Genomic DNA, 26402 nt, shown 5'->3' with positions numbered 1-26402 from the left:
GCACGGCCGGACGACGACCGCCGGATGCCGCGCGAAACGAAGGGGGACAGGATCGGATGCCGCTGACCGAGACACCAGGCACCGAGGAAGTCCCGCAGACGCGGCTGCGCTGGTGGACCGAGCTGCCCCTGATCCTGTTGGTGTACGCCTGCTACAGCGCCGGCCGGCTCCTCGCCAGGGGCGATGTCACCGGCGCCGTCGACCACGGCCTGGCGATCCTCAAGGTCGAGAAGTTCCTCCACCTCAACGCCGAGCACCCGCTGAACCGGCTGTTCACCAGCCAGACGTGGATCGGCGTACCGGCCGACTTCTGGTACGCCTCGCTGCACTACCTGGTCACACCGGCCGTCCTGATCTGGCTCTTCCGCTCGCGTGCCGTGCACTACCGCGCGGCCCGCACCTGGCTGATGACGTCCACCTTCATGGGCCTGATCGGCTTCACCCTGCTGCCGACCTGCCCGCCCCGCCTCCTCTCGGCGAGCCACGGCTTCGTCGACACCATGGCCCAGTACAGCTCGTACGGCTGGTGGGGCGGCGAGGCGAGCGCCCCCCGGGGCATGGGAGGCATGACGAACCAGTACGCGGCCATGCCCAGCCTGCACGTCGGCTGGGCCCTGTGGTGCGGTGTGATGCTGTGGCGCTACGGCAGGACGCGTACGACGAAGGCCGCGGCCGTCGCCTACCCGCTGATCACCACCATCGTGGTCATGGGCACCGCGAACCACTACTTCCTGGACGCGGTCGCGGGCGCGGCGGTGATGGGGCTCGGATTCCTGCTCGCCCCGTACGTCAGCCGGGCGGCACAGCGGGCCACGGCGGGCATCCGCGCCCGGATAGCCCCCGTCTCCGTCGCCTCTCGCGGCACAGAGCCCTCAATTGTCAGTGGCGGATGCCAGACTTCCGCGGGTGAGCACATTCCACGGCAGCGCGAGTCACGCTTCCCAGGCGGAGCCGAGCCGAGTGCCGCTCCCACGGACGCGGGGGACGGCGCTCCGGCAGCGGCTCGCTGAGCTGCGCGGCCCCGAGGTACCGGCCAAGGCACTGGACGCACGCGCCCTGGCGGCGCTCGCCGCGAACCCCGGCTGCAAGCGGCGCGCGATCCTCGACGGCGCCGGGGTGAACAAGACGGCGCTGGCGAGCGCGCTGGGTGCGCCGTCCGCCTTCGGGCAGTCGCAGTTCGCCCTGACCCGGGGCAACGCCTTCGAGGCCAAGGTCAAGGCGGACGGCGGCGCGGCGCTGCTGCGGCTGGTGCACGAGCGGCTGGACCGGAGCGCCGAGCCGCCCACCGAGGCACAGGTGCCCGACCTCACCGCGATCGGTCCCGAGGGCCGTACCGCGCGTACGGCCCTCGCCCTGCGCGAAGCCACCGAGGCACAGGGGTGGACGCTGCTCGACCACCCCATGCTCGCGCTCGACGTCGCCGGCTCCCCCGCCTTCCTGGAGCCGGACGCGGTGGTCGTGCACCCGGACGGCAGCTGGACGGTCGTGGAGATCAAGTCCTTCCCGATGCTGGACGGTTCGGCGGACCCCGCGAAGGTGGGCGCGGCCGCCCGCCAGGCCGCGGTGTACGTCCTCGCGCTGGAGGAGGTCGCCGCCCGCCTGGAGCCGGCTCCGCGGGTCCGTCACCGGGTCCTGCTGGTGTGCCCCAAGGACTTCTCCAACCTGCCCACCGCCTCGGCCGTCGACATCCGCAAGCAGCGCGCGGTCACCGCCCGCCAGCTGACCCGGCTCACCCGCATCGAGGACATCGCCGACACCCTGCCCGAGGGCGCCTGCTTCGCCCCCGACCTGCCCGCCGCCGACCTGACCGCCGCGGTCGAGTCGGTCCCGGCGGCCTACGCCCCCGAGTGCCTGTCCGCCTGCGAACTGGCCTTCCACTGCCGGGACCGCTCCCGCGCGGACGGCGCGGTGACCTCCCTGGGCCGCTCGGTCCGCGCGGAACTGGGCGGTCTGACGACGGTCGAGGAGGTCCTGGCGGCGGCCCGCGGCGAGGCCGGGGACCCGGACGACCCGGCGGTGGCCGCTCTGCGCAGAGCGGCGGAACTGCGCGCGGAGGCACTGGGGGTGACCGCGTGTCACTGATCGCCACGCTCGCCCGGCTGGAGGCCGTCAGCACCGGCCGCGCCCAGCCCGCCGCGACCGTCCTGCACCGGCACCTGTCCGCACACCCCCTCGTCCTCGTCCCGCTCACCACCGCGGGCGAGGCCGGTGCCCCGCTCGGCGCGCTCGTGGGCACGGACCGGGACGCCCCGCACCTCCTGGTCGTACCGCAGCCGCGCGACCGTGACCTCAGGTTCGCGTTCCTGGCCGAACTGGCCGACATCGTGCTGCCGTACGTCGACGGGTACGCCGAGTCGGTCGAGGCCGCCGAGCGCAACGAGACCGACCCGGAGACCGGAAAACGCGTCAAGGTCGAGGTCGAGCTGTGCGCGGACGCCCCGCAGCTGATCCTGCCGAGCCGCGCGGGCGTCGATTTCGTACGGCTGCTCGGGCGCTCCATGCGCTTTCGGCGTACGGCGGAGCAGGACCCGGAGACGCCGTACCCGGCCCCGCCCCGGGTGCCGTTGCTGGGCCGGTGGCTGACCCACTTCGGGGAGCGGGCCCGGGTGCCCGGCTCCTCGCTGCTGCTGGCGATGACGGACGTGCTGTCCCGGCACTGGTCCACCGGCCAGTCCACGCTGGAGGACCAGCACCTGGGCGCGCTGCTCGCCTGGATCGACCCGCCGCAGGGGCGGTCGGGCGCCGAGGCCGCACTGGCGGCCGAGCTGGCCCGGGACGACCGCGGCCAGCTGCTGCACCCGCCCGCCGGCCCCGCCACCGACCCGGCGTTCGACAACAAGCTGCTCGCCCCGGCCTTCGAGCGCTACGACCGCGCGCGGACCGCCCTCGCCGCCGCCGAGGACGGTCTGGAGGCCGACGACCGGCTCGGCGCGCTCACCGCCGCCGAGCAGGAGATCCGCGCCCTGGTCGCGAGTCGTACCCGGCCGACCTGGGACGCGGTGTGGCGGGGCATCGACCTGCTGCGGACGCTGCCCGAGGGGGCGCACGCCGAGGAGCGGTGGACGCGCGACCGCTGGTCGTTCACGAGCCACCGCGACCGGGTCGTGGCGGGCGAGCCCCCGCAGCCGCGCCGCGACGACGCGGTCACCGCCGCCAACAAGCTCGCCTCACGTGAGCGCGAACAGGCCCGCCTGGACGCGCAGGAGGCGCTCGACGACCCGCTGGTGATGGCGGGGCGGCGGCTGGCCGGGGAGGCGTTCGCGGGGGAGGTCACGGACGTCGTCATGACGTACAGCGAGGGCAAGCGGCCGAGCCCGCGCCCACTGGTGACCGTGCGGACCGACGACCGGCCGCATCTGGGCGAGCGGGCCAAGGTGTACCGCTCGCTGGGCGGCAAGCCGCAGTCGGCCGAGTTCGTGGGGTCCGAGGAGGAGGGCGCGCTGATCGTCCTCAAGATCCTCGACAAGATGGGCCGCGGCAAGGAGCCGGAGACCGGGTCCGTCCCCGAGAAGGGCGACCGGGTGTGCTTCACGCTGTTCGAGCACGAGCAGCGCGGCGGCGCGAAGCTGCCCGACCCGGAGAACACCCCGTGGACGCACGGAGGCCCGCCCGGTGAGGCCGTGCCGGAGAGCGCCGATCCCCTGACCCCGGAGGACGTCCTGTGACCACCCAGGCCAGGGGCCCCCGGGCCTTCGACCCCGGTGCCGAGGCCGCGCGGGCCACCGACGCGATCCTCCACGACACCCTGCACGGCACCCACCGCGGTGTCGTCGTCGACTCCCCGCCCGGCGCCGGCAAGTCCACCCTGGTCGTCCGCGCGGCACTCGAACTGGCCGACGCGGGACGCTCGTTGATGGTGGTCGCGCAGACGAACGCGCAGGTGGACGACCTGGTCCTCAGGCTCGCCGAGAAGAACCCCGGGCTGCCGGTCGGGCGGCTGCACAGCAGTGACGCCGACCCGTACGACAAGGCGCTGGACGACCTGCCCCAGGTCCGCAAGTCGGCGAAGGCGGGTGACCTGACCGGGCTGCCCGTCGTGATCTCCACGGCCGCCAAGTGGGGGCATGTGAAGACCGACGAGCCGTGGACGCACGCGATCGTGGACGAGGCGTACCAGATGCGCTCGGACGCACTGCTGGCGGTGGCGGGACTGTTCGAGCGGGCCCTGTTCGTGGGCGACCCCGGGCAGCTGGACCCGTTCGCGATCGTGGGCAGCGAGCAGTGGGCGGGGCTGTCGTACGACCCCTCGGCCTCGGCGGTGACGACCCTGCTGGCGCACAACCCGGAGCTGCCCCAGCACCGCCTCCCGGTCTCCTGGCGGCTCCCGGCCTCCGCCGCGCCCCTGGTCTCGGACGCCTTCTACCCGTACACGCCCTTCCGCAGCGGCACCGGCCACGACGACCGCCGGCTCACCTTCGGCGTTCCCTCGGACGGCTCCGGCCCCGACCGGGTGATCGACGCCGCGGCGGAGTCCGGCTGGGGTCTGCTGGAGCTGCCCGCCCGGCACACCCCGCGCACGGACCCGGAGGCGGTGCGGGCCGTCGCGACCGTCGTACGGCGTCTCCTCGACCGGGGCGGGGCGGCCGCGTCGGAGCGCTCACCGGACCCCACGCCGCTGACGGCCGACCGGGTCGCCGTGGGCACGGCCCACCGGGACCAGGCGGCGGCGGTCCGCGCGGCGCTGGCCGAGCTCGGCGTCACGGACGTCACCGTCGACACGGCGAACCGTCTCCAGGGCCGCGAGTACGACGTCACGGTCGTCCTCCACCCGCTCTCCGGCCGCCCCGACGCCACCGCCTTCCACCTGGAGACGGGCCGCCTGTGCGTCCTGGCCTCCCGCCACCGGCACGCGTGCGTCGTGGTGTGCCGGGCAGGCGTGAGCGACCTCCTGGACGACTACCCGTCCACGGAACCGGTCCAGCTGGGCACCCTGGTGAAGTTCCCGGACGGCTGGGAGGCGAACCACGCGGTGCTCGCGCGGCTGGCGGAACACCGGGTGGCGTGGCGACCGTGACCACTCCCGCCGACGCCCGCCGACCATCCCCGGACGGAGTCCGGCCCGCCGCCGGAGGTGGCCCATGGACACAGCCCGGACGGCTGGGAGGCGAATCACGCAGTGCTCGCGCGGCTGGCGGAACACCGGGTGGCGTGGCGACCGTGACCGGCCCGCGTGGAGGCCGTGAGCGGGAACAGCACGCGGGCCGTGGGCCTTGGTACCCCCCGGAGGCGCCCCGCCCTCTTGCACGGGCGCGGGACAATGGACGGTGGCCCATCCACAGGCGGGCCGTCGGTACGGACGACATACGAGGAGGATGAAGACATGGCGGAGCCCACGCCGCGTCGGAACGAGCCGCGGCTACGCCCCGCGCCCCTGCTGTTCGAGCCCGCGCAGGTGGCCGACGACCCCGAGCACTTCTTCGACCTGGAGTCGATCGACGACCCGCGCGCGCTGCTGACCCGGTCCACCGAGCTGGCGCAGGCCTTCCGCGCGGCGGCGGACCGTGCCGTGGAGTTCCAGGCGATGGCGGCCGCCCAGCTGGCCGACCCCCGGCGCTTCGACCGGCTCACGACGGCGGACATCGCCGAGCGCGCCGAGTGGACCGAGGACTACGCGAAGAAAATGGTCGAGTTCGGCCGGGATCTGCTGCGCGGCGCGGAGGGCGGGGCGGGACACGCCGACCCGGTCTGAGCCACGGAGGTCTCAGGCGTCCCAGGCACCCCAGTGACTCCCCGTCAGCCGCCGTAAAGAATCCCTGGCATATGCCAGGCGGGCAAGATACCCCTCACCGCCCCCTCCTGTCCCGATTTCCCGCAACCCTGTGGAACCGACCGCTCACGCCCGGTAGATGTATGCGGCATGACCACTCGCGACGAACCCTTCTCCGACCGCTTCGACGTCTCCGGCGTCACCGCGGACGGAGCGGCCTGGCTCGCCTCGGCAGGAACGTATCCGCGCAGCACCCTGTCGCTCTGGGAGGAGCGCCCCGCCGCCCCGGTGGTCCTGCCCTGCGGCACCGCCTTCGACGTGGTCAGCGCTCCCGCGATCTTCGGGCGCCGGATGCTCGACCGGCTGTGGGACGAGGGACCGGGCTCCGGGCCGGTGGCCGCGTTCCGGGGCCGGATGCTCCTCTTCGCGGCGCCGGGCACGGCACAGCGGCTGCCGTCCCTGCTGCGGTGGGAGGAGTTCGGCCGTACGGCGGCGATCCCGCCGCTGCTGTGCCACGGCACCGGCGACGCGGTGACCGTCCCGGCCCCGCTCGGCACCGCGAAATCCACGCTGACCTCGCGATGGCTGGTCGCTCCCGACACCCGTCACCCGTGGCTGCCGGGGCCGGAAATCCTGCTCTGGGCGGCCGTCCGAGCGGCCCGTACCGCGGTGCGGATATCGATTTTTCCCCCGGCCGATCAGGATGCTAAGGTCTACGACGTCAGCAGGCGCCGCTAGCTCAGTTGGTTAGAGCAGCTGACTCTTAATCAGCGGGTCCGGGGTTCGAGTCCCTGGCGGCGCACAGACACCGAAGGCCCTCCGCGAGAGCGGGGGGCCTTCGTCATGAAGCCCAGCGGTCCCCACGCCGAAGCGGCCGGGGGTCCGGGGGTCGCCCCCGGAAAGACACAGCATCAGCGGGTCCGGGGTTCGAGTCCCTGGCGGCGCACAGACACCGAAGGCCCTCCGCGAGAGCGGGGGGCCTTCGTCGTGCGGGCCGGGGGTCCGGTCCCTGGCCGTGTGCGTCGGCTAGCCGACCGCGATCTCCACGTCCCACGCCCCCGTGGTCGTGCGGCCCGTCACCTTCACGCGGACGTCCTCGCCCGGCACCCGGAAGGTCTCGCCCACGCCGACGGGGGCGTCCGCGAGCGGGGGATAGACGGAGTTCTCCCAGCAGGCCTCGGTGCGAGGGTGGGCGTCGATCACCTGGATCGGGCCGCCGCCGGACGCCTCGCCGCCGCGGACCCGGTACACCAGCACGCCCTCCCGGCAGAGCGCCGTGTCGTTGCCCACCGCCGCGCGCGCCTCGAAGGCGAGCGCGCTGTCGGCTCCGGTGCGCACGACCGCCAGCTTCGTGCCGCGCCCGAGTCCGAAGATCCCGGCACGGTCGGGGGCGGCCCCGACGGGTTCCAGCGTCAGCCGCGTCGGCTTCGGCCCCCGTACGCACGCCACCTGCCGTCGCTCCAGCCAGCCCAGCTTCCACTTGTGCCAGGCGAACAGGTCCGGGGCCAGCCCGAACTGGCTGCCCATCAGGTCCCAGTCGCCGACGTAGGTGTCCCAGTCGCCCTTGCCGTCCATCGGCCGGTGGTACAGGTCCGGCAGGTCGAAGACGTGCCCGGTCTCGTGGGCCAGCACCAGACGGTCCGGCGGGTGCTTCTCGAAGACCGTGACGACCCGGCGGATGTCCGTGCCGTCGGCGCGCAGCGGGACGTCCAGGTTGACGACCTTCGTGGCGTCCGAGTCGACGCCGGGCGCGTCCGGATCGGCGACGAAGTAGACGACGTCGTAGCGCGAGAAGTCGACCTGCCCGTCCGCCGCGGCCAGCGCGTCGCGGAGGTAGGCGCCCCGGTCCGCGGCACTCCAGTCGCGCTGTATGGCGTACGCGGTCGACGGACGCGGCATCCGGATCCAGTTCCGCAGCGGGTGCGGGCGCAGGGTGAAGCGGCCGTAGGAGGCGCGTTCGAAGAAGCGGGTGGTGGCCGGGAAGTGATCGGCGGTCAGCTCGGCCGGGGTGGTCATCGGCGGGGCGTCCGGGAAGGACAGGAAGACCATCACGGCGTCCAGGGCGCGGGCCGGACGCGGATACGCGCTGTTCCAGGTGTCCAGGCCCTCCGAGTGGTGGACCTCGGTGCGTTCCAGGGTGCAGGGCGCCGAGGAGAAGGGTCCGGCGACCGAGGGCCCGGTGACGAGGGAGGTGGCGGCGAGCGCCGCCATGGTGGTGAACACGGCGGCGGTGCTGCGCAGGGGCGGGCGCGGCAAAGTGCGCGGAAACGAGCGCGGCAACGGGACCTCCGGGAGCGGTTCACGGGACACCGCACCCAGCCTGTGATGATTTGCGGTAATACGCCCTGTTTATCTGCACCGGACGAGTGAGTTGGCGTGACCTGCCGAACCGGCCGACACCCCCGAATCACTCACGGAACGTCACAACCGGTCTCCTGCCTGAAGAACCCGTCCAGCTGCGGGCAGAAACGATCTGCCAGAAGGGGTTGCCGGTCCCCGAGACTGGGCAATGGCTGGAAGGGCCTGGGGGCAACCTCTATGATCGGCACACTTTCCTGCGCGGACAGCGATCGAGTGCACTGCGGGAGCTAGCGGTGAACGGAACGTCCGAAGGGCCGGCGCCCGCGGCAGACCTCGACGGGTCAGCTGTAACAGAGAGTGACATCGCAACACCTTTTCGTACCGAGCCCCCGTCGCATCGCGCGGCGTTCGCGGCGGCACCGCTGGCCATGGCCGTGGTGGACCGCGAGGGCACGGTCGTCGACGCCAACCCCGCCTTCGGGGAGCTGCTCGGGGCAGCACCGGAGGAGCTGTCCGGGACCCCGGCCGCCGACCTGGTGGACCTGGCCTCGGACACACGTACCTGGCACGCCTATCGCGAGGTACTGCGGGGCCGTCAGGCGAAGCTGCGCTGCAAGCGCCGGCTCAAGCATCCCGACGGGCACTCCATGTGGGCGCAGATCACGGTCACCCCGCTGACCGCGGACGCGCACGGCTCGCCCGGCGTCCTGCTCTCCGTCGCCGACATCACCGCCCGCCGTGAACTCCAGGCGCGGCTGCGGCACTTGCAGATGCACGACCCGGTGACCCGGCTGCCCAACCGCACACTGTTCTTCGAGCGGCTGACGGCCGCGCTGGAGCCGGAGTCGTACGAGCAGGGCGGCACGGGCCGGATCGGGCTGTGCTACCTGGACCTCGACGGGTTCCAGGCCGTCAACGACACCCTCGGCCACCGGGTCGGCGACCGGCTGCTGGCCGCCGTCGCGGAGCGCCTGACGCGCTGCGCGGACGAGGCCGGCCACGACCGGGCGACCGCTCCCCTGGTGGCACGGCTGGGCGGCGACGAGTTCGCGCTGCTCGTCGAGGACTCCACCGGCACGGAACAGCTCGCCGACCTCGCCGAGTCCCTGCTGAAGGCGATCCAGGCGCCCTTCGACCTCTCCGGCCACCGGATGTCGGTGTCGGCGTCGATCGGGGTCGTCGAGCGCCGGGCGGCCGGCACCTCGGCGACGGGGCTGATGCAGGCCGCCGACACCACGCTGTACTGGGCCAAGGCCGACGGACGGGACCGCTGGACCCTGTTCGACCCCGAGCGCAACGCCCACCGCATGACCCGGCAGGCCCTGGCCTCCACGCTGCGCCCGGCCATCGAGCGCGGCGAGTTCAGGCTGGAGTACCAGCCGCTGGTCGGCATGGAGGACGGCCGGCTGCGCGGGGTCGAGGCGCTCATCCGCTGGGACCACCCGCAGTTCGGGATGCTGACGCCGAATCGGTTCATCCAACTGGCCGAGGAGGACGGCTCGATCGTCCCGCTGGGCCGCTGGATCCTGGCCACCGCCTGCCGCCAGGCCCGGCAGTGGCAGCTGGACCATCCCGACGAGCCGCCGATCTTCGTCAGCGTCAACGTGGCGGTCCGTCAGGTCTGGGACTCCGACCTGGTCGCGGACGTGGCGCGGACCCTCGCGGAGACCGGCCTGGCCCCGCATCTGCTCCAGCTCGAACTCACCGAGTCCGCGGTGATGGGCTCGGCGGGCCGCCCGCTGCAGGCCCTCCAGGCGCTGAGCGACATGGGCGTCGGCATCGCCATCGACGACTTCGGCACCGGCTACTCGAACCTCGCCTACCTCAGCCGCCTGCCGGTCTCCGTCCTGAAGCTGGACGGTTCCTTCGTCCGGGGCTTCCAGTACGAGGGTGAGGGCGTCGCCCCGAACCCGGCCGACGAGGTCGTCGTCGAGGCGATGATCCAGCTCGCCCACCGTCTCGGCCTCACCGTCACCGCGGAGTGCGTCGAGACCTCGGCCCAGGCCAGCCGGCTGCGCCGCATCGGCTGCGACACCGGCCAGGGCTGGCTGTACTCGCGGCCGGTGTCGCCGGATCGTATCTCCGGGCTGATGGGCGTGCAGGCCTAGGAGGCCGCGGGGAGTCCGTAGGCGTCCGCGACGAGTTCGTACGAGCGCAGGCGTACGTCGCCGCTGTGGGCGTTGCCCGTGAGCATCAGCTCGTCGGCGCCGGTGCGCTTGTGGAGGTCGTCGAGGCCGGCGCGGACCTCGTCGGCGGTGCCGTGGATGACGTTGGCGTTCCAGGAGGCGGCGAACTCCTCCTCCATCGGGCTGAACTCGTGGGCCTCCGCGTCCTCGGGGGTGGGGACCAGGCCCGGGCGGCCGGTGCGCAGCCGGATCATGCTGAGGGCGGCGGCACGGACCTGGCGGCGGGCCTCCTTCTCGTCGTCGGTGGCGAGGGCGGAGACGCCGATCAGGGCGTACGGCTCGGCCAGGGCCGCGGAGGGCCGGAAGGACTCGCGGTACAGGTCCAGGGCCGGGACGGTGTTCTGCGCCGAGAAGTGGTGCGCGAAGGCGAAGGGCAGGCCGAGGGAGCCGGCCAGCTGAGCACTGAAGCCGGAGGAGCCGAGCAGCCAGACGGGCGGGCGGTGCGGGGACTGGACACCGCCCGGCGAGGTCGCCTGGACGGGGCCGGGTACGGCGTGGATCCGGCGGTAGGGGTGGCCGTCGGGGAAGTCGTCGTCCAGGAAGCGGGTGAGCTCCATGAGCTGCTCGGGGAAGTCGTCGGCGCCCTCGCGCAGCCGGTCGCTGCGGCGCAGGGCGGCCGCGGTGGCGCCGTCCGTGCCCGGGGCGCGGCCCAGGCCCAGGTCGATGCGCCCGGGGGCCAGCGCCTCCAGGGTGCCGAACTGCTCCGCGATCACCAGCGGGGCGTGGTTGGGGAGCATGACACCGCCCGAGCCGAGCCGGATACGGCTGGTGTGGGCGGCGAGGTGGGCGAGGATCACCGCGGGCGAGGAGGACGCCACGCCCGGCATGGAGTGGTGCTCGGCGACCCAGTAGCGATGGAAGCCGCGGGACTCGGTGAGCCTGGCGATGGCGACGCTGGTGCGCAGGGCGTCGCCGGCCGTGCGTCCGGCGCCTACGGTGACCAGGTCGAGTACCGAGAGAGGTACGGGGGCGGTGCCCTGTGCAGTACCTCGGATCTCGTCTTCCGCCACGGTGGGGTGCCTCCTGCTCATGAGCCGTGCTGTCGTCCTGGCGACAACAGGAGAGTGTCCCCGGTTATTCCCGGGCGCGGTCACGCGGCTCCCTGGAGCCCCGGCTTCCGCATCCCGCCCGGCACGTGACCGCTTGCCGCACGGGCCCCCGGGTACCCAGAGCCCATCACCTCACGGACCGGAGGGATCGCCCATGACGCAGGAGAACACGTCGCGGCCGTCGGAGCTCGGACCGCTCGAACCCGGCACCAGGCAGCGCGCCCAGCTGTCCATCCGTATTGCCGACATCGCCTGGACCGCCCTGAGTGTCATCGCCGCCCTGTGGATGATCCTGGCCACCGTCGACGCCGTACGCGGCACGGGCTCGTGGGCGTACAGCGTGGTGGCCCTCGCCCTGCTCACCATCGGCCTGACGATGCGGATCGTCGGCATCCGGCGCCGGGGGCGGACTCACCTCTGAAGGACACCGCGGGCCTCACCGCCGGGCCGTCCAGGACGGGACCGCCGGCGGTGAGTCCCCGCACCGGTGGGTGTCACACCTGGACGATCGGCTCCCGCGTGAACAGCGCCCCCATCGCCGGAGCGTTCACCCGGCGGTCCGTCAGCCTCAGGGCCTCCCAGACGGTGACCTGGTTCGCGGTGAGGACCGGCTTGCCGAGCTCCTTCTCCAGGGCCGGGATGTGGGTGGCGGTGTGGAGGGCCGTGTCCGGGAGGAGCAGCGCCTCGGCGTCCGGCGAGTCGGCCTCCCGGGCCAGCGCGAAGATCTCCTCCTCGCCCCAGGTGCCGACCTCCACGGCGGTGATGATCCCGGCGCCGCGGACCTGGCCGACCTCGACCCCGCCGGCCCGCAGGAACTCGGCGAACAGGGCCGCCACGTCGTCCGGGTAGGTCGCCGCGACCGCCACCCGCCCGGCCCCGATCTCCTTCGCCGCGCGCACGAAGGCGAAGGAGGTCGAGGAGGCGGGCATACCGGCCGTGCGGGCCAGGGTGCGCACCTGCTCCTGGGCGCCTTCCCAGCCGCGCACGAAGCTGCCACTGGTGCAGGCCCAGACGACGGACTCGGCGCCCGACATGTGCAGTTCCTCGACGCCCGCGGCGAGCCGCTCGGGTGAGCCCATCTCCAGGAGGGCGTCCACGCGGTGGGCGTCCGTGCCGATGTCGGTGTGGACCACGTCCAGGCGGATGTCGCTGCCCAGGAGCTGTTCGATGCGCGGGTAGTCGTCCTCGGCGGAATGTCCCGGGTAGAGGAATCCGAGTGCGGTCATGTCCAGCCTTCCTGCTGCTGTTCTCCGTCCGGCAGTTCCCGGACTTCCGGCAGACCCGGAATCTCCGGGCGCACGGGACCGGACCTCGCCGCCGGGTCGATCAGCGCCTGGTACGGTCCCACGGCTCGGGTACCCAGTCGGCGCAACGCCGCCCACATCGTCACCTGGTTGGCCGAGATCACCGGTATCCGCAGTTCCGCCTCCAGTTGCGGGATGACGTCGTACGTCGGCAGGTTGGTGCAGCTGATGAACAGCGCCTGGGCGTCGGCCCGTACGGCCTTGTGGGCCATCTCGGAGACCTGCCGGTAGGGCACCTTCCAGATGTGCCGGGTCAGGCCCATGTAGGCGCACCCGGTGACCGAGACGCCCGCCTCGGCGACGTACTCCTCAAGGGCCGTGGTCACCGAGACCGTGTACGGCGTCACCAGGGCGACCCGGGTGACGTCCAGCTCGGCGAGGGCGTCCAGGAGCGCGCCGGAGGTGGTCAGGGAGGGGACCGCGCCCGCCCTGGTCATGGCCGCGCACATGGCCCGCTCCCCCGCGATCCCGCCGACGAAGCTGCCGGAGGTGCAGGCGTAGGCGACGACCTCGGGGGCGATGGCGTTGAGGGTGCGCACGGCGTCGTGCAGGGTCTCGTGCTCACTCACGAGCCGGGCCAGGTCGAGGCTGACCTCGACGGGAACGTACGGGGTGCGGGTCAGATGGAGCGAGATCTCGTCGGGGACCCAGCGCCACAGCTCGCGATCCAGCGCGAAGTCGAAGGGGGCGACGACACCGACACCGCGCTGAGGGCGCGGACCACCCAGAAAGGAAACGTCCATGGCGAGACCGGCCTCACGGTGAGAGACGGGGGGACAGCGGAACGTACGCAACGCCCGTGTTGACGAAGGTAGGTTCGGGTGCGAGCGTGGTCAATCCGCCCATGTCACGCTCACGTCACACCGGGGTTGCCGTCGGCGTTCCCGCCCACGTCAGACGCCCGGCCGCTCCGCGATAATCCGTAGAAACGGTGGCTCGATGCCCGTCCCCACCCTTCTGGTCCTTGACGCCGACCCCCCGCCCCGGCTCGGACGGCTCACCGGCCGGGCCCGGATCGAGCACGCGGACGAGGCCACGCTCGCCGAGCGACTGCCGTCCGCCGATGTGCTGCTGGTCTGGGACTTCACCTCGACCGCGGTACGGGACGCCTGGCCGGGCGAGGGCCCGCGGCCGCGCTGGGTGCACACGGCGAGTGCGGGCGTGGACCACCTGATGTGCCCCGAACTCGCCGTCTCCGACACGGTGGTGACCAACGCCCGCGGGGTCTTCGACCAGCCGATCGCCGAGTACGTCGCCGCGCTGGTCCTGACGATGGCCAAGGACCTGCCCCGGACCCTGGAGCTGCAACGCGAGGGTGTGTGGCGGCACCGGGAGTCCCAGCGGGTGGCCGGCACCCGTGCGTGCGTGGTCGGTTCCGGGCCCATCGGCCGGGCGATCGTGAGCACGCTCAAGGCGCTGGGCATCACGACCGCCCTGGTCGGCCGCCGTCCCCGCACCGGGATCCACGGCCCCGACGACCTCGACCGGCTGATGGCCCGCGCGGACTGGGTGATCGCGGCCGCCCCGCTCACCGCGGACACGCACGGCATGTTCGACGCCCGGCGCTTCGGGATGATGCAGCCCTCCGCCCGGTTCATCAACATCGGACGGGGCCAACTGGTCGTCGAGCAGGCCCTGGTGGAGGCGGTGTCCAAGCGGTGGATCGCCGGGGCCGCCCTCGACGTGTTCGACACCGAACCCCTGCCGCCGGAGAGCCCCCTGTGGGGGGTCCCGGGTCTGATCGTGTCCCCGCACATGAGCGGTGACACGATCGGCTGGCGCGATGAACTCGGCACGCAGTTCGTGGAGTTGTACGACCGCTGGGAAGCGGGCAGAGCACTGCCGAACGTGGTCGACAAGGAACGCGGGTACGTACCAGGGCACTGAACGTCGACGGAGGGGCACACATGCGGGACCTCACCGAACTGACCGCCGTACAACTCGTCGAGGGCTACCGCAAGGGCGAGTTCAGCCCCGTGGAGGCCACCCGGGCGACTCTCGACCGGGCCGAACGGATCCAGCCGGAGGTGAACGCCTTCGTGCGCCTGACCGGCGAGGAGGCCCTGGCGCAGGCCCGTGCGTCGGCCGACCGCTGGCGGCGTGGGGAGCCGTGCGGCGCGGTGGACGGCGTCCCGGTCACGGTGAAGGACATCCTGCTCATGCGGGGCGCCCCGACCCTGAAGGGCTCCAGGACGATCTCGGAGACCGGCACCTGGGACGAGGACGCGCCCTCCGTCGCCAGGCTGCGCGAGCAGGGCGCCGTGTTCCTCGGCAAGACGACCACGCCGGAGTTCGGCTGGAAGGGCGTCACGGACTCACCGCTGTCGGGCGTGACCCGCAATCCCCACGACCCGACGCGCACCGCGGGCGGCTCCAGCGGGGGCGCCGCGGCGGCCGTGGCGCTCGGCGCGGGGCCGCTCGCGCTCGGCACGGACGGCGGGGGCAGCGTCCGGATCCCGGCCGCGTTCTGCGGGATCTTCGCCCTGAAGCCGACCTACGGGCGGGTGCCGCTCTACCCTGCGAGCGCCTTCGGCACCCTCGCCCACGTCGGCCCGATGACCCGGGACGCGGCCGACGCGGCGCTGCTGCTCGACGTCATCGGCGCGCCGGACTCCCGTGACTGGTCGGCGCTGGGCCCCGCGGCCGGCCCGTGCACGGCGACCCTGTCGGGCGGGGTGCGCGGGCTGCGGGTCGCCTACTCACCGTCCCTCGGCGGCCAGGTGGCCGTACAGCCGGCGGTCGCCGCCGCGGTCCGCCGTGCCGTGGAACGCCTGGCCGGGCTCGGCGCGTACGTCACCGAGACCGACCCCGACCTCACCGATCCCGTGGACGCCTTCCACACCCTGTGGTTCAGCGGGGCGGCCCGGGTGACCCAGCATCTCGGGCCGCACCAGCGGGAGGCGCTGGACCCGGGGCTCCGGGAGATCTGCGGCCTCGGGGCCCGCATGAGCGCGCTGGACTACCTGGCGGCGGTGGACGTCCGGATGGAACTCGGGCGCCGGATGGGCCGGTTCCACGACTCCTACGACCTGCTGGTCACCCCGGCCCTGCCGATCACCGCGTTCGAGGCGGGCACGGAGGTGCCGAAGGGCTCGGGCCAGCACCGCTGGACGGGGTGGACGCCGTTCACGTACCCCTTCAACATGACCCAGCAGCCGGCGGCGAGCGTGCCCGTCGGCGTGGACGCCGACGGGCTGCCGGTCGGACTCCAGATCGTGGCGGCCCGGCACCGGGACGACCTGGTGCTGCGGGCGGCCCACGCCCTGTACGAGGCGGAGGCGGCGGGCATCAGGCTGCCCGCCGCGGCCTACGCGAGGTGAGGGCTAGGCCCGGCTGAAGCGGAGGTTTTCGCCGAGGGCGCCTGCCCGCCAGAGGTCGTTGCAGCCCTCGGCGAGGGCGTCCAGGCCCTCCACCACCTGGCCCCAGACGATGCCCGGCACCCAGCCCACGTCGGCGTTCAGGAGCAGGTTGTTGCGCTCGTAGAACAGGGCCAGGTCGACCACCGTCGTGCCCGCGCGGACCTCGCGGTCGTAGCCGTAGGACTTCGTGCCGAGTTCCGTGCCCGCGAAGGAGAAGTAGCAGAGATCTCCGGGAATCGGGGTAACTGTCGGATTTTCCAGAGGTGGCTCCTTTTCCGCGAAAGGCGGGAAAAGGGCGTAGATCTCGTTGCGTGCGTACTTTGCGTGATAGACGTCACCGGCGAGCGGGAGGGCGTCCCATACGGCCGCACACGTGATCGGTGCCCGGTCGTCGAGAAGCTTTGCCCTGGCGGTGATCCCGCGCTTGACCAGCGAGACTTCGATGTAGCGGTCAGCCATGCACTCCATGGTCCCCCGCCGGTCAAGAGGGCCTCGGTGGAAAAAGGGGCGCGAATCGATCCGCATAAGTCGCATCCGGTCGGGTAGCCGCGCCGCCATGGCTCCACCACTGGAACACGGCGAACACATATCCGGGACCACCCGCCGGTCGCTGCTCGCGGGGGTAGCGGCGCTCGGCGCGCTGGGCGCGGCCGGCTGCTCACGTGTGGCCACCGCCTCCACCTCAGGAGGCGGTGAACTGCTCGACCGGCTCAGAGCGGCAGGCGTCGTACGGCTGGGAATCGCAGGTGAGATCCCCTTCGGGTACATCGACAAGAACGGCGACCTGACCGGCGAGGCACCAGAACTCGCGAAGGTCATATTCAAGCGGCTGGGCGTGGACCGGGTGCAGCCCGTGCCCACCGAGTTCGGCTCGCTCATTCCCGGACTGAATTCACAGCAGTTCGATGTCGTGGCGGCCGGGATGTATGTCACCCCGGAACGCTGCGAACAGGTGATCTTCGCAGATCCCGACTATCAGATGCTCGATTCCTTCATCGTGCGCAAGGGAAATCCCAAAGGTCTTCACAACTACAAGGACGTCGTCGCGAAGAAGGCGAAGTTCGCCACCGGTACCGGCTATGCGGAGATCGGGTACGCGGTCGAGGCGGGATACAAGGAGAGCGACATCCTGATCGTTCCGGACCAGGTCGCGGGGCTGAACGCGGTGGAGGCGGGACGCGTCGACGTGTTCGCCGGGACCGCGCTCACCACCCGTGAGGTGGTGAAGAAGTCGGCCAAGGCGGAGGCGACGAAGGCCTTCACCCCGATCGTGGGCGGCAAGCCGCACACCGACGGCGGGGCCTTCGCGTTCCGCCGTACCGAGACGAACCTGCGGGACGCCTTCAACGCCGAGCTGCGGAAGCTGAAGGAGAGCGGGGAACTGCTCCGGGTCCTCAAGCCCTTCGGGTTCACGCAGGCCGAGATGACGGACCTGACCGCGAAGGAGCTCTGCGGCGGATGACCTCCGGACTCTGGGAACTGGTGTTCAAGGGCATCTGGACCACCGTCCAGCTGCTGTTCTTCAGCGCGATCCTCGCCGCCGCGGTCTCCTTCGTGGTCGGCGTGCTGCGCACCCACCGGCTGTGGATCGTCCGCTTCCTCGCGGGCTTCTACACCGAGGTGTTCCGCGGCACCTCCGCGCTGGTGATGATCTTCTGGGTGTTCTTCGTGCTGCCCCCGGCCTTCGGCTGGCAGCTGGTCCCGATGTGGGCGGGCACCCTCGCCCTCGGCCTGACCTACGGGGCGTACGGCTCCGAGATCGTGCGCGGAGCGCTCAAGGCGGTCGACCCGGCCCAGCAGGAGGGCGGGATCGCGCTGAGCTTCACGCCCTGGCAGCGGATGCGGCTGATCCTGCTGCCGCAGGCGGTGCCGGAGATGATCCCGCCGTTCTCCAACCTGCTGGTCGAGCTGCTCAAGGGCACCGCGCTGGTGTCCGTGATGGGCATGGGCGACCTGGCGTTCAGCGGCAACCTGGTACGGCTCGCGCTCCAGGAGAGCGCCGGGATCTACACGTATCTGCTGCTCATCTACTTCGTGATCGCCTTCCTGCTCACCCGGCTGATGCGGGGCCTGGAGAAGAAGCTGAAGGCGGGGGTCGGCAAGGAGCCCACCCGTGAGGTGAAGGTGCCCGAGCCGGTCGGAGGTGGTGTCTGATGGAGTGGGACTGGAGCGCCGTGGGCGACTTCATGCCGCAGTTCTGGGACGGTCTGCTGGTCACCCTGCAGGCCCTCGCGCTCGGCTCGCTGATCTCTTTCGTCCTCGGGCTGGTGTGGGCGCTGCTGATGCGCGCCCCCTCGCGGTTCGTGCGCTGGCCGGTCGGGGTGGTCACGGAGTTCGTGCGCAACACCCCGCTGCTGGTCCAGCTGTTCTTCCTCTTCTACGTGCTGCCCGAGTGGGGCGTGACCCTCTCGGCGCTGGCCACCGGTGTCATCGGGATCGGCCTGCACTACTCGACGTACACGATGCAGGTCTACCGGGCCGGCATCGAGGCGGTGCCGCCCGGCCAGTGGGAGGCGGCGACGGCGCTGAACCTGCCGCGGGTGCGCACCTGGCAGGTGGTGATCCTGCCGCAGGCGATCCGCCGGGTCGTGCCGGCCCTCGGCAACTACGTGATCTCGATGCTCAAGGACACCCCGATGCTGATGGTCATCACGGTCCTGGAGATGCTCGGCCAGGCGCGGCTGTTCGCCCAGGAGCACTTCCAGTTCACCGAGCCGCTGACCGTGATCGGCGTGGCCTTCATCGTCATCTCCTATCTGGCCTCCCTTCTTCTGCGATCCCTGGAGCGACGTCTTGTCCGCTGACACTCCCCTCATGAAGGACCCCGACGCGAACACCAACCCGCCGGTGGACGGCAGCGAGCTGATCCGCTTCGAGGACGTGACCAAGCGCTTCGGGTCCAACACGGTCCTGGACCGGCTGAACTTCTCGGTCGACTCCGGCAAGCACGTGACGCTGATCGGCCCCTCCGGGTCCGGCAAGACCACGATCCTGCGGATGCTGATGACCCTGACCAAGCCCGACGAGGGCACGGTCACCGTGGACGGCGAGAAGCTGTTCCCGGCTCCGGAGAAGCAGCTGCGCGAGGTCCGCAAGAAGATCGGGATGGTCTTCCAGCAGTTCAACCTGTTCCCGAACATGTCGGTCCTCAGGAACATCACCGAGGCGCCCGTCACCGTCCTCGGCATGTCCAAGGACGAGGCGGAGGCACGCGCGCGTGAGCTGCTCGACCTGGTGGGGCTCGCCGACAAGGCAGGCGCCCGGCCGACCCAGCTCTCCGGCGGGCAGCAGCAGCGGGTCGCGATCGCCCGGGCGCTTGCCATGCGGCCGCGGGTGCTGCTGCTCGACGAGGTGACCTCGGCGCTCGACCCGGAGCTGGTCGCCGGCGTCCTCGACGTGCTGCGGGACATCGCCCGCACCACCGACATCACCATGCTCTGCGTGACCCACGAGATGAACTTCGCCCGGGACATCTCCGACCAGGTCCTGATGTTCGACTCGGGCCGCATCATCGAGTCGGGCCCGCCGGAGAAGATCTTCAGCGACCCCGCGCAGGACCGCACGCGAGAATTTCTCAGCGCGGTTCTCTGACGGCGAGAAGTGAACAGCGTTCAACCTTCGAGGTCCCGGACCCGGGTCATGCCCTTGGCATATGCCACCGTGTCGACGCCCCTGCTGAGAGGGCCTGGCCCGGGGACGGAATCTCGTCAACAGCCGCTCACTACAAGCCTTTTGCCGGTTATCGTGGAGGGGATCGCTGTCTGGATTACGGCCCAGTAGTAGTGCGACCGAGCGAGCGCAGGGGGAACACCGTGGCGCTGAAGCACGAGCCGACCGCGCCGTACCACTCGGCTCAGGACGCGCTGCGCGTCCTGGAGACCGTGGCACGGCACACCGCCGGAGTCACCGACACAGAACTCGCCCGTACCACCGGCCTCGACCCGGAGCGACTGACCACGCTCCTGAGGATGCTGCGCCGCGAGGGGTACGTCGAGCAGGTCGCCGACGGCGCGTATGTGACGGGGGACGCCCTGACCAGGCTCACCTCGGTGCACGACCGTGACGAGGCCCTGCGCGACCAGCTCCAGCGCACCCTCGACGAGCTGCGCGACTCGATCGGCGCGGCCGTCTACATCAGCCGGTACGTCGACGGTGAGGTCACCATCGACCAGTACGCCGACGGTCCCGCGACCCCGGCGGTCCACGAGTGGGTGGACTTCCGCTCCTCCGCCCACGCCACCGCGCTCGGCAAGAGCCTGCTCAGCCAGCTCGACCACAACGGCCGCCGCGACCACCTCTCCCGGCACCGCATGACCCGCCTCACCTCGCGGACCATCACCAACGACAAGCTGCTGCTCTCCCGCCTGGACGCCCAGCCGCCGACGGTCCCCCACCTCGACCTCCAGGAGTACGCGGTGGGCACGGTGTGCGCGGCGGTACCGATCACCGCGGGTTCGCTGGTGGGCTGCCTCGCGCTGTCCCTGCCGGTCGACCAGGCCCACCGCCTGCGCCGGGCGACGGACCGCCTGAACAGGGGGGCGGCGCCGGTACTGCTGTCCCTGGCGATCTAGGAGCGGTGCGGAAGGTCGTGGTTCGACCGCGGGCCGTGGGGGCTGGTCGCGCAGTTCCCCGCGCCCCTGGGTGGGTCGACTCCAGCGTGGTCAGAAGCACCCCTTCCGACCGGGTAGTATTTTCTCTGTCGCCAGCCGCCGAAGGCGGAGGGCGAGAGTCATGCGCCGCTAGCTCAGTTGGTTAGAGCAGCTGACTCTTAATCAGCGGGTCCGGGGTTCGAGTCCCTGGCGGCGCACCGGTGAAGGGCCTCTCGTGGGAGCGAGGGGCCCTTCGGCGTTTCCCGCACGCCGAGATGTCGGCTGGGGGTCTGGGGGTTACCCCCCAGAAGACACCGCATCAGCGGGTCCGGGGTTCGAGTCCCTGGCGGCGCACCGGTAAGGGCCTCTCGTGGGAGCGAGGGGCCCTTCGGCGTTTCCCGCACGCCGAGATGTCGGCTGGGGGTCTGGGGGTTACCCCCAGAAGACACCGCATCAGCGGGTCCGGGGTTCGAGTCCCTGGCGGCGCACCGGTGAAGGGCCTCTCGTGGGAGCGAGGGGCCCTTCGGCGTTTCCCGCACGCAGTCTGCGGTACGTCGGCTCGCCCGGTGGCCGCCACCACACCGGGTCGGCGCACGCCAGCCCCTCCTTCCGCAGCCGCGCCCGGTGGATCTTGTTCGTGGCCGTCACCGGCATCCGCTCCACCACCCGCACGAACCGCGGCGCCATCTTCGTGCCGAGATCGGGCTGGGCGGCGAGGAAGTCCGCGAAGGCCCGCGGGTCGAAGGTGCCGGCGAGCGTCGCCATCACCTGATCCCCGGTCACCGGATCGGGCACCGCGTACACGGCGACGGCCACCGCCCCCTCGTAGCGCGCGAGGATGTTCTCGATCATCGCGGCGGCCAGGTTCTCGCTGTCGACGCGAAGCCGGTCGTCGGTGCGGCCCGCGAAGTAGAGGTATCCGTCGGCGTCCCGGTAGAACAGGTCTCCGGTCCAGTACCAGCCTCCCCGGCGGCGCTCGGCCTCCGCCTCGGGATTGCGCCAGTACCCCTCGAAGGGGTTCGGGGCCCGGTTCACCAGCTCACCTATGGCCTCGTCCCCGTTCAGCAGCCGCCCGGCCGCGTCGAACCGCGCGGGCGGACACTCCTGACCCGTCTCCTGATCGAGTACGACGAGCCCGGGACCCGCCCGCCCGACCGCGCCCCGCGGAGTCCCCGGCGCCCACTGGATCGCCGCGCCGCCCTCGGAGGACCCGTACCCCTCGACGAGCCGCACCCCGAACCGCCGCTCGAAGGCCGCCGCGTCCACGGCCCCCGCCTCGGTGCCGAAGCCCAGCCGCAGCGGGTTGTCCCGGTCGTCCTCGCGCGCCTCGGTGGCCAGGACGTACTGGATCGCCCGGCCGACATAGGTGAAGTACGTCGCCCCGTACGCGCGCACGTCCGCCAGGAACCCCGAGGCCGAGAACCGCCGCCTGAGCGCGATGCCCGCCCCGGTGGCCAGCGCGGGCGCCCAGTCGGCGATCACCGCGTTGCCGTGGAACATCGGCATGCAGACGTAGTGCACCCCGTCCGGGCCGAGCCGGAACTGTTCGGCCAGCGAGCGCCCGGCGGCGGCCAGCCTGCCCTGGGAGCAGAGCGCGGCCTTGGGGGCACCGGTCGAGCCGGAGGTGAAGTAGAGGAGCAGCCGGTCCTCGGGCGCGGCACGGGAGGCGTCGGGTTCGGCGCCGGCGTAGGGCGCGAGCAGGGTGTCGTACTCCTCGGTGCCGGTGACCAGCAGGCGGACGCCGGGGAGGTCGAGGCCGCGCAGGAGGGGGAGCCGGGACGGTTCGGTGACCAGCAGACGGCACTCGGTGTGCAGGATGTCGCGGGCGAGCTCGGGGCCCCGGCGGGTGGGGTTGATGCCCGCGACGGCGGTACGGGCGAGGGCGGCCGCGCTCAGCCACAGCGGGTATTCGGGGGTGTTGTCGAGCAGCACACCGATATGGGCCCCGGGGCCCGGCAGCAGGTCGGCGAGCAGCGCCGCCCGGACGGCGGCGCCCGCCGCCACCTCGTGGTGGGTGAGCACCCGCCCCTCGAACCACAGTCCGGGCCGGTGGTCGCCCCACCGGCCGGCGACGAGCTCCGCGACCGTACGCCTCCTGGAGTCCATGGGGGCGCAGGGTAGTTGACGGTCCGTCAGATGTGGAGCCTCAGAAGCCTGCCGCGTTCGAGCCCGAGGACATCGTGGCGAAGGTGACCATGAAGCCGACGCAGAACAGCACGATCACGCCGAGGAACGCGAGCATGACGAAGGCGGCCGCCGCGTACCTGGCGCTACCGCGCGGGTGCGCCGTGGCCACGACGTCCTGGCCTGCGGCGTAGTGGACGGTGACGCTGTCTCCCTCGACGGTCGTCCCGGGCCCGCCGTCCTCCTCGAACCGGACGACCCGGCCGTCCTGGGTCGTGAACTCGTACACGTGGTGCAGCCTCGTGCGCACCCGGGTGTCACCGCCGCCGTGCGTCGTCGTGTACACCCGCAGACACCGCCCCCAGGCCGTCAGCCCGCTGTTCCAGGCACTGCGCATCCTGAGCCAGCGCCGCACCACGAGCCAGGCGCCGAGGAGCGCCACGGCCATGATCAGGCTTGGAGCGAGGTAGAAAAAGACATCCATGACGCATCCCCCGAGGTCAGGTACTGATCGTGTGGGGAACCTACCCCGGGGGACGCCTGGACTGTCTCAAGCGATGCTCAGAACGTGACGTCCGAGCAGGCGTAGAACGCGTTCGCCGTGTCGGCGATCGTCCACACCGCGACGATCACATGCCGTCCGCTGAGCCCGGACGGCAGGGTGCCGCTGTGCGAGAGGGTGGAGGGGGGTCGCTGGCCGTTGTAGGGGACGGTCAGGAACGGGGTGAGGTTGAGGTCGGAGCGGGCCAGGTTGTGGTTCTGGTTCCAGCCCGCCTTGGTGACGTAGTACTTGAAGTCGGTCGTGGCGTGCATGGCGGTGAACTGCCAGCGGAAGGTGTAGCTCTGGCCGCCCGTCACCTTGGTCGCCGGCCAGGCCGTGCCCGAGGGGGTCCTGGGCGCGCTGAGCTGGCTGAACTGACTCAGGCCCGCGTTGCATATCTGCCCGTCGGCGGGGCCGGAGGCCGGGAAGCCCTTCGGACCCTCGACGCTCTGCGGCTCCCACTGGATCGAGCCGCAGTTCGCCACCGTGCCGTTCTGGCAGAGCTTCTGCCTGCTGATGGGGAGGTCGGTGTAGCCGTGGCTGCTGGCGCCGCCGGAGGAGAGGACGACGGCGCCGGTGGTGACGAGGCCCACCACGGCGGCGTACCACTTGGTCTTTTTGCGCATGCTGCCGCTCCTGGAGAACGTGGGGGAAGTTCAGTGAGCTTGCAGGTCTAGACCAAGTCCCAGATTATTGCTGAGCGTTGACCATGTCCATACCAACTACGCCCCTTGTTCGCCGCGGCCCGCGCAGAACGCCACCGTCAAGTCCTTCACCAGCGCCTTGCGTTCGTAGTCGTCCAGCTCCACCAGGCCCCGCATGGTCAGCCGGGTCACCGTGTCCTCCACCGAGTCCACGACCGAGGTGAGCATGGTGGACCGGTGCTGGGCGTCCAGCGCGGCGATCCGGCGGCGGTGCATCGCGGCGGCGACCTCGGGGGCGTACTCGACACGCAGCGGCTGGACCGAGAACACCTCGACACCGACCGGCGCGGTCTCCGCGGCCACCAGCCGGGTCAGCGCCTCCCCCGCCGCGTCGACCGAACCGCGGCCGGAGCCCGGCGCCTCCACGGGGACCCGGGCGAGCGCGGCCTCGACGCACTCGCGCAGGTAGGTCTCGTGGTCGTCGACGCCGAGCGTGGCCCGCGCGGTGTCCCGCACCCGCCACACCACGAGGACGACGACCCGCAGCGCGACCCCGCTCGCGTCGGCGGCCGGCATCGGCTCGCCACGCCAGTGCCGCAGCCGCACGTCGACCCGGCGGCGCAGCAGCAGCGGGTTGACCCACATCAGGCCGGTGCGGCGGACGGTCCCCCGGTAACGGCCGAACAGTCCGAGCACCCAGGCCCGGCCGGTCCGGCCGCGGGCCAGTCCGCCGAAGCCGACCAGGCCGAGGGCACCGGCTCCGGCGTACGCCGCCCACTGCGCCGGGCCGAGGCCCGCCCCCGCGACCGCCGGGACCCTGAGCGCCTCCAGTGCGAGCCGCGGCAGCAGGCCGGCCCACCACGAGGTGACCGCGCACCCGGCCACCCCGCAGGTGCCGGCGAGCACGCCCACCGAGCCCGGCAGCACCCGGGCCGGACGCTCGGCCAGCTCGGGGTCGACGTCGGGGGCGAGGCGCGGGGCGACCTGGTCGGGCCTGCGCAGCCGGGGCTGTTCGCCGGTGCCCTGCCGACGGGCCACCACCGCGGGCCTGAGCGGTACCGACACCGGGTCCGGGTCGTCACGGAAGAGCAGATGGACGGGGATCTCGGTGGTCGCCTCGTTCTGGATGAGCCGGGCGGGGCGGGCATGCCCCTCGGACTCCGGTGTGGGTGAAGTGGTCGTAGTCATGCGTGTCTCCAGCCTCCGCGCCAGATGTCACCACAGGTGGTTACGAGAAGAGCCGCCGCCAGGTCTCCGGCCCGGGGTAGCCGTCGGCCGCGCCGCCCCGCCAGCCCTGGGCGCGCTGGAACGCCTCGACGCCCCGCCGGTCCGGCTCGCCCCAGCGCGGACCCGGCCCGGTCGTGTAGTACTTGCCGAACCCTTTCTGCACCAGCTGCCTGCCGAGCTGGGTGACGTACTTGTTGGTCGCGCCGGGCCGGAACATCGCGCGCCCGGGGTAGCCGGGGATGCCGTGCGAGGAGGGCGCCGACGGGCCCGCCGCCCCGGTCTGACCGCCTGCCGCGGGGATGTCCTTGCCCTTGCCGGTCGCCAGCAGCGTCCAGGTCTGCGCCCCGGGCAGCCCGTCCGCGTCCTCGCCCTGCCAGCCCTGCGCCTGCTGGAACGCCTGGGTGGCCCTGCGGTCCGCGTCCGTCCAGCGGGGGCCGGGACCGGAGGTGTAGTAGCGCCCGGCGCCGCGCTCCACGAGCATGCGGCCGAGCTGGGTGACGTACTTGTTGTCGGCCCCGGGACCGAAGTAGGCGGCCCCCGGGTAGGGCGTCACCTCCGGCGACTCCGGCTTGGCGGTGTCCGGCTCGGCTCCCGCCGCCGGGCCCGCGAGCCCCTTGTACCGGTAGGCCACGTAACGGTCCGAGTTGCTCCAGTAGGCGTACGGGGTGGCCTGCCTGCGGGCGTACGGGCGGGTCTCCTCGTAGGCGAGGTAGTAGGTGCGTGTGTAGTCCGTCCAGCCGCCGAAGATGACGACGTGCGAGCCCTGCTCGGGGTTGGCCGGGTTGTGGAAGAGCAGGATGTCGCCGGGCTGGAGGTCGTCCTTGGCGATCCTGATCCCGTACTGGCCCAGGCTGCCGGTCCACTCGTTGCCCGGCAGGTTCCAGGCCATGGACACGAAGCCCGAGCAGTCCTGCCGGTAGCCGTCGTCCCAGTAGGCGGACATGCTGTACGGCACCTTCGCGGCGACCCATTGCTTGGCCCGCCGGATGATCTCGGCGCGGGTGGTGGTCGGCGTCCTGACGCCCGTCGATGTGCCTCCGGGGCCGTGCAGCGGGGCCTTGTGACCCTGAGGGGTGTCGGGCTCGTCGACCGCGGGAACGCCCGGCCGGGCCGGGGCGTGGGCGGCGGCGAAGGCCGGGGCCGTGTGGACCGCGCCGAAGGCGGTGGAGGCCGCGGCGGCGAGGATCACGGCCCGGGTGGCGGCGGGGTGACCGCCGGTCGAGCGGGGCAGGACGCGCCGCCAGTGGACGCATCCGGGGCAGTCGCAGTCGCTCGCGGGATCGATGTCCTCGAATACCGGAGTCTCCATGCGACGCCCCTCACACTCCAGATAGAAATGTCCGCAACTGTGCACATTCGTCAGTTTCTCAA

The 26402-nt window shown here is 72.0% G+C and carries 25 protein-coding genes and 2 tRNA genes; 17 read left to right on the top strand and 10 right to left on the bottom strand.

Annotated elements, in window-relative coordinates; translation table 11 throughout:
* Positions 1–56: 56 nt before the first annotated feature.
* From AQI94_RS01055 to AQI94_RS01025, 7 genes are all read left to right on the top strand, one after another.
* Positions 57–1010, top strand: a complete 954-nt coding sequence (locus AQI94_RS01055; RefSeq protein ID WP_031052599.1) for a phosphatase PAP2 family protein — start codon at positions 57–59, stop codon at positions 1008–1010.
* Positions 961–2082, top strand: coding sequence for a hypothetical protein (locus tag AQI94_RS01050; RefSeq protein WP_031052596.1), 1122 nt, complete (start codon positions 961–963; stop codon positions 2080–2082). Before AQI94_RS01055 ends, AQI94_RS01050 begins: the two co-directional genes overlap by 50 nt.
* Positions 2073–3665: a hypothetical protein gene (locus AQI94_RS01045; RefSeq protein WP_062229530.1), complete on the top strand. Its 1593-nt coding sequence runs from the start codon at positions 2073–2075 to the stop codon at positions 3663–3665. The genes AQI94_RS01050 and AQI94_RS01045 overlap by 10 nt, the downstream gene beginning before the upstream one ends.
* A complete protein-coding gene (locus tag AQI94_RS01040; protein WP_031053075.1) occupies positions 3662–5014 on the top strand; it encodes an AAA domain-containing protein in 1353 nt (450 codons plus the stop codon). Before AQI94_RS01045 ends, AQI94_RS01040 begins: the two co-directional genes overlap by 4 nt.
* A gap of 306 nt (positions 5015–5320) precedes the next feature.
* A complete protein-coding gene (locus AQI94_RS01035) occupies positions 5321–5689 on the top strand; it encodes a hypothetical protein (RefSeq protein ID WP_031053073.1) in 369 nt (122 codons plus the stop codon).
* A 168-nt stretch (positions 5690–5857) separates the two neighbouring features.
* The gene (locus AQI94_RS01030; protein ID WP_031053070.1) at positions 5858–6445 is read left to right on the top strand and encodes a bifunctional DNA primase/polymerase; all 588 of its coding nucleotides are present in this window, start codon (positions 5858–5860) and stop codon (positions 6443–6445) included.
* Positions 6436–6509, top strand: a tRNA-Lys gene (locus AQI94_RS01025). The genes AQI94_RS01030 and AQI94_RS01025 overlap by 10 nt, the downstream gene beginning before the upstream one ends.
* A 224-nt stretch (positions 6510–6733) precedes the next feature.
* On the opposite strand, the gene AQI94_RS01020 is transcribed toward AQI94_RS01025, so the two are convergent.
* Positions 6734–8017 (bottom strand): M6 family metalloprotease domain-containing protein, encoded by a 1284-nt coding sequence (locus tag AQI94_RS01020; RefSeq protein WP_031050327.1) that lies wholly within the window; start codon positions 8015–8017, stop codon positions 6734–6736.
* A 284-nt stretch (positions 8018–8301) separates the two neighbouring features.
* Here AQI94_RS01020 and AQI94_RS01015 point away from each other — a divergent pair, with 284 nt between their 5' ends.
* Positions 8302–10116, top strand: coding sequence for a putative bifunctional diguanylate cyclase/phosphodiesterase (locus tag AQI94_RS01015; RefSeq protein ID WP_031050329.1), 1815 nt, complete (start codon positions 8302–8304; stop codon positions 10114–10116).
* Here AQI94_RS01015 and AQI94_RS01010 read toward each other — a convergent pair.
* On the bottom strand, positions 10113–11225 hold the full coding sequence (locus AQI94_RS01010; protein WP_031050332.1) for an LLM class flavin-dependent oxidoreductase: 1113 nt from the start codon (positions 11223–11225) through the stop codon (positions 10113–10115). The two genes, AQI94_RS01015 and AQI94_RS01010, sit on opposite strands and share 4 nt — an antisense overlap.
* 172 nt (positions 11226–11397) lie before the next feature.
* On the opposite strand from AQI94_RS01010, the gene AQI94_RS01005 reads away from it, so the two are divergent.
* Positions 11398–11664 carry a hypothetical protein gene (locus tag AQI94_RS01005; RefSeq protein WP_031050333.1) on the top strand — a complete coding sequence of 89 codons (267 nt, stop codon included), beginning with the start codon at positions 11398–11400 and terminating at the stop codon, positions 11662–11664.
* A gap of 73 nt (positions 11665–11737) precedes the next feature.
* On the opposite strand, the gene AQI94_RS01000 is transcribed toward AQI94_RS01005, so the two are convergent.
* Together AQI94_RS01000 and AQI94_RS00995 are read right to left on the bottom strand one after the other, a co-directional pair.
* Entirely contained in the window at positions 11738–12469 is a 732-nt protein-coding gene (locus tag AQI94_RS01000; protein ID WP_031050337.1) for a maleate cis-trans isomerase family protein, read from the bottom strand.
* Positions 12466–13290, bottom strand: coding sequence for a maleate cis-trans isomerase family protein (locus AQI94_RS00995; protein WP_031050340.1), 825 nt, complete (start codon positions 13288–13290; stop codon positions 12466–12468). Before AQI94_RS00995 ends, AQI94_RS01000 begins: the two co-directional genes overlap by 4 nt.
* A 196-nt stretch (positions 13291–13486) precedes the next feature.
* Here AQI94_RS00995 and AQI94_RS00990 point away from each other — a divergent pair, with 196 nt between their 5' ends.
* A complete protein-coding gene (locus tag AQI94_RS00990) occupies positions 13487–14434 on the top strand; it encodes a D-2-hydroxyacid dehydrogenase (RefSeq protein ID WP_031050343.1) in 948 nt (315 codons plus the stop codon).
* 20 nt (positions 14435–14454) lie between these two features.
* Entirely contained in the window at positions 14455–15867 is a 1413-nt protein-coding gene (locus AQI94_RS00985; protein WP_062229529.1) for an amidase, read from the top strand.
* 3 nt (positions 15868–15870) lie between these two features.
* On the opposite strand, the gene AQI94_RS00980 is transcribed toward AQI94_RS00985, so the two are convergent.
* Positions 15871–16365 carry a DUF3830 family protein gene (locus AQI94_RS00980; protein WP_031051914.1) on the bottom strand — a complete coding sequence of 165 codons (495 nt, stop codon included), beginning with the start codon at positions 16363–16365 and terminating at the stop codon, positions 15871–15873.
* Positions 16366–16462: 97 nt separating this feature from the next.
* On the opposite strand from AQI94_RS00980, the gene ehuB reads away from it, so the two are divergent.
* The 6 genes from ehuB to AQI94_RS00950 all read left to right on the top strand — a co-directional run bounded on the left by ehuB (position 16463) and on the right by AQI94_RS00950 (position 20713).
* The gene (gene ehuB, locus AQI94_RS00975; RefSeq protein WP_031051912.1) at positions 16463–17368 is read left to right on the top strand and encodes an ectoine/hydroxyectoine ABC transporter substrate-binding protein EhuB; all 906 of its coding nucleotides are present in this window, start codon (positions 16463–16465) and stop codon (positions 17366–17368) included.
* On the top strand, positions 17365–18060 hold the full coding sequence (gene ehuC, locus AQI94_RS00970) for an ectoine/hydroxyectoine ABC transporter permease subunit EhuC (RefSeq protein WP_031051910.1): 696 nt from the start codon (positions 17365–17367) through the stop codon (positions 18058–18060). The genes ehuB and ehuC overlap by 4 nt, the downstream gene beginning before the upstream one ends.
* Positions 18060–18710, top strand: a complete 651-nt coding sequence (gene ehuD, locus AQI94_RS00965) for an ectoine/hydroxyectoine ABC transporter permease subunit EhuD (protein ID WP_031051905.1) — start codon at positions 18060–18062, stop codon at positions 18708–18710. Before ehuC ends, ehuD begins: the two co-directional genes overlap by 1 nt.
* 10 nt (positions 18711–18720) lie before the next feature.
* On the top strand, positions 18721–19497 hold the full coding sequence (gene ehuA, locus AQI94_RS00960) for an ectoine/hydroxyectoine ABC transporter ATP-binding protein EhuA (protein ID WP_031051904.1): 777 nt from the start codon (positions 18721–18723) through the stop codon (positions 19495–19497).
* Positions 19498–19718: 221 nt separating this feature from the next.
* Positions 19719–20477, top strand: a complete 759-nt coding sequence (locus AQI94_RS00955; protein WP_031051902.1) for an IclR family transcriptional regulator — start codon at positions 19719–19721, stop codon at positions 20475–20477.
* Positions 20478–20639: 162 nt separating this feature from the next.
* Positions 20640–20713: transfer RNA gene (locus AQI94_RS00950), tRNA-Lys, on the top strand.
* Positions 20714–20948: 235 nt separating this feature from the next.
* On the opposite strand, the gene AQI94_RS00945 is transcribed toward AQI94_RS00950, so the two are convergent.
* The 5 genes from AQI94_RS00945 to AQI94_RS00925 form a co-directional block, all read right to left on the bottom strand.
* Positions 20949–22601 (bottom strand): long-chain-fatty-acid--CoA ligase, encoded by a 1653-nt coding sequence (locus AQI94_RS00945; RefSeq protein WP_062229528.1) that lies wholly within the window; start codon positions 22599–22601, stop codon positions 20949–20951.
* 40 nt (positions 22602–22641) lie between these two features.
* The gene (locus AQI94_RS00940) at positions 22642–23103 is read right to left on the bottom strand and encodes a hypothetical protein (RefSeq protein WP_031053119.1); all 462 of its coding nucleotides are present in this window, start codon (positions 23101–23103) and stop codon (positions 22642–22644) included.
* A 77-nt stretch (positions 23104–23180) separates the two neighbouring features.
* Positions 23181–23786 carry a lytic polysaccharide monooxygenase auxiliary activity family 9 protein gene (locus AQI94_RS00935; RefSeq protein ID WP_031053116.1) on the bottom strand — a complete coding sequence of 202 codons (606 nt, stop codon included), beginning with the start codon at positions 23784–23786 and terminating at the stop codon, positions 23181–23183.
* 96 nt (positions 23787–23882) lie between these two features.
* On the bottom strand, positions 23883–24992 hold the full coding sequence (locus AQI94_RS00930; RefSeq protein WP_062229527.1) for an SPFH domain-containing protein: 1110 nt from the start codon (positions 24990–24992) through the stop codon (positions 23883–23885).
* A 40-nt stretch (positions 24993–25032) separates the two neighbouring features.
* Positions 25033–26340: a peptidoglycan-binding protein gene (locus tag AQI94_RS00925; protein WP_031053944.1), complete on the bottom strand. Its 1308-nt coding sequence runs from the start codon at positions 26338–26340 to the stop codon at positions 25033–25035.
* Between the last annotated feature and the right edge of the window lie 62 nt (positions 26341–26402).

It is taken from the genome of Streptomyces pseudovenezuelae (assembly GCF_001513955.1).
GTDB classification, from domain to species: Bacteria; Actinomycetota; Actinomycetes; order Streptomycetales; family Streptomycetaceae; genus Streptomyces; species Streptomyces pseudovenezuelae.
This window is presented reverse-complemented; position numbering and strand designations above follow the sequence as displayed.

Bases quoted from the DNA above. Each gene is read 5' to 3' on its own strand.
- AQI94_RS00985 (WP_062229529.1), top strand. From the start codon at position 14,455: ATGCGGGACCTCACCGAACTGACCGCCGTACAACTCGTCGAGGGCTAC.
- AQI94_RS01035 (WP_031053073.1), top strand. From the start codon at position 5,321: ATGGCGGAGCCCACGCCGCGTCGGAACGAGCCGCGGCTACGCCCCGCG.
- ehuC (WP_031051910.1), top strand. From the start codon at position 17,365: ATGACCTCCGGACTCTGGGAACTGGTGTTCAAGGGCATCTGGACCACC.
- AQI94_RS00925 (WP_031053944.1), bottom strand. From the start codon at position 26,340: ATGGAGACTCCGGTATTCGAGGACATCGATCCCGCGAGCGACTGCGAC.
- AQI94_RS01055 (WP_031052599.1), top strand. From the start codon at position 57: ATGCCGCTGACCGAGACACCAGGCACCGAGGAAGTCCCGCAGACGCGG.
- AQI94_RS01005 (WP_031050333.1), top strand. From the start codon at position 11,398: ATGACGCAGGAGAACACGTCGCGGCCGTCGGAGCTCGGACCGCTCGAA.
- AQI94_RS01010 (WP_031050332.1), bottom strand. From the start codon at position 11,225: ATGAGCAGGAGGCACCCCACCGTGGCGGAAGACGAGATCCGAGGTACT.
- AQI94_RS00945 (WP_062229528.1), bottom strand. From the start codon at position 22,601: ATGGACTCCAGGAGGCGTACGGTCGCGGAGCTCGTCGCCGGCCGGTGG.
- AQI94_RS01000 (WP_031050337.1), bottom strand. From the start codon at position 12,469: ATGACCGCACTCGGATTCCTCTACCCGGGACATTCCGCCGAGGACGAC.
- AQI94_RS00930 (WP_062229527.1), bottom strand. From the start codon at position 24,992: ATGACTACGACCACTTCACCCACACCGGAGTCCGAGGGGCATGCCCGC.
- AQI94_RS00995 (WP_031050340.1), bottom strand. From the start codon at position 13,290: ATGGACGTTTCCTTTCTGGGTGGTCCGCGCCCTCAGCGCGGTGTCGGT.
- AQI94_RS00990 (WP_031050343.1), top strand. From the start codon at position 13,487: ATGCCCGTCCCCACCCTTCTGGTCCTTGACGCCGACCCCCCGCCCCGG.
- AQI94_RS00940 (WP_031053119.1), bottom strand. From the start codon at position 23,103: ATGGATGTCTTTTTCTACCTCGCTCCAAGCCTGATCATGGCCGTGGCG.
- AQI94_RS00980 (WP_031051914.1), bottom strand. From the start codon at position 16,365: ATGGCTGACCGCTACATCGAAGTCTCGCTGGTCAAGCGCGGGATCACC.
- ehuA (WP_031051904.1), top strand. From the start codon at position 18,721: ATGAAGGACCCCGACGCGAACACCAACCCGCCGGTGGACGGCAGCGAG.
- AQI94_RS00935 (WP_031053116.1), bottom strand. From the start codon at position 23,786: ATGCGCAAAAAGACCAAGTGGTACGCCGCCGTGGTGGGCCTCGTCACC.
- ehuB (WP_031051912.1), top strand. From the start codon at position 16,463: ATGGCTCCACCACTGGAACACGGCGAACACATATCCGGGACCACCCGC.
- AQI94_RS01030 (WP_031053070.1), top strand. From the start codon at position 5,858: ATGACCACTCGCGACGAACCCTTCTCCGACCGCTTCGACGTCTCCGGC.
- ehuD (WP_031051905.1), top strand. From the start codon at position 18,060: ATGGAGTGGGACTGGAGCGCCGTGGGCGACTTCATGCCGCAGTTCTGG.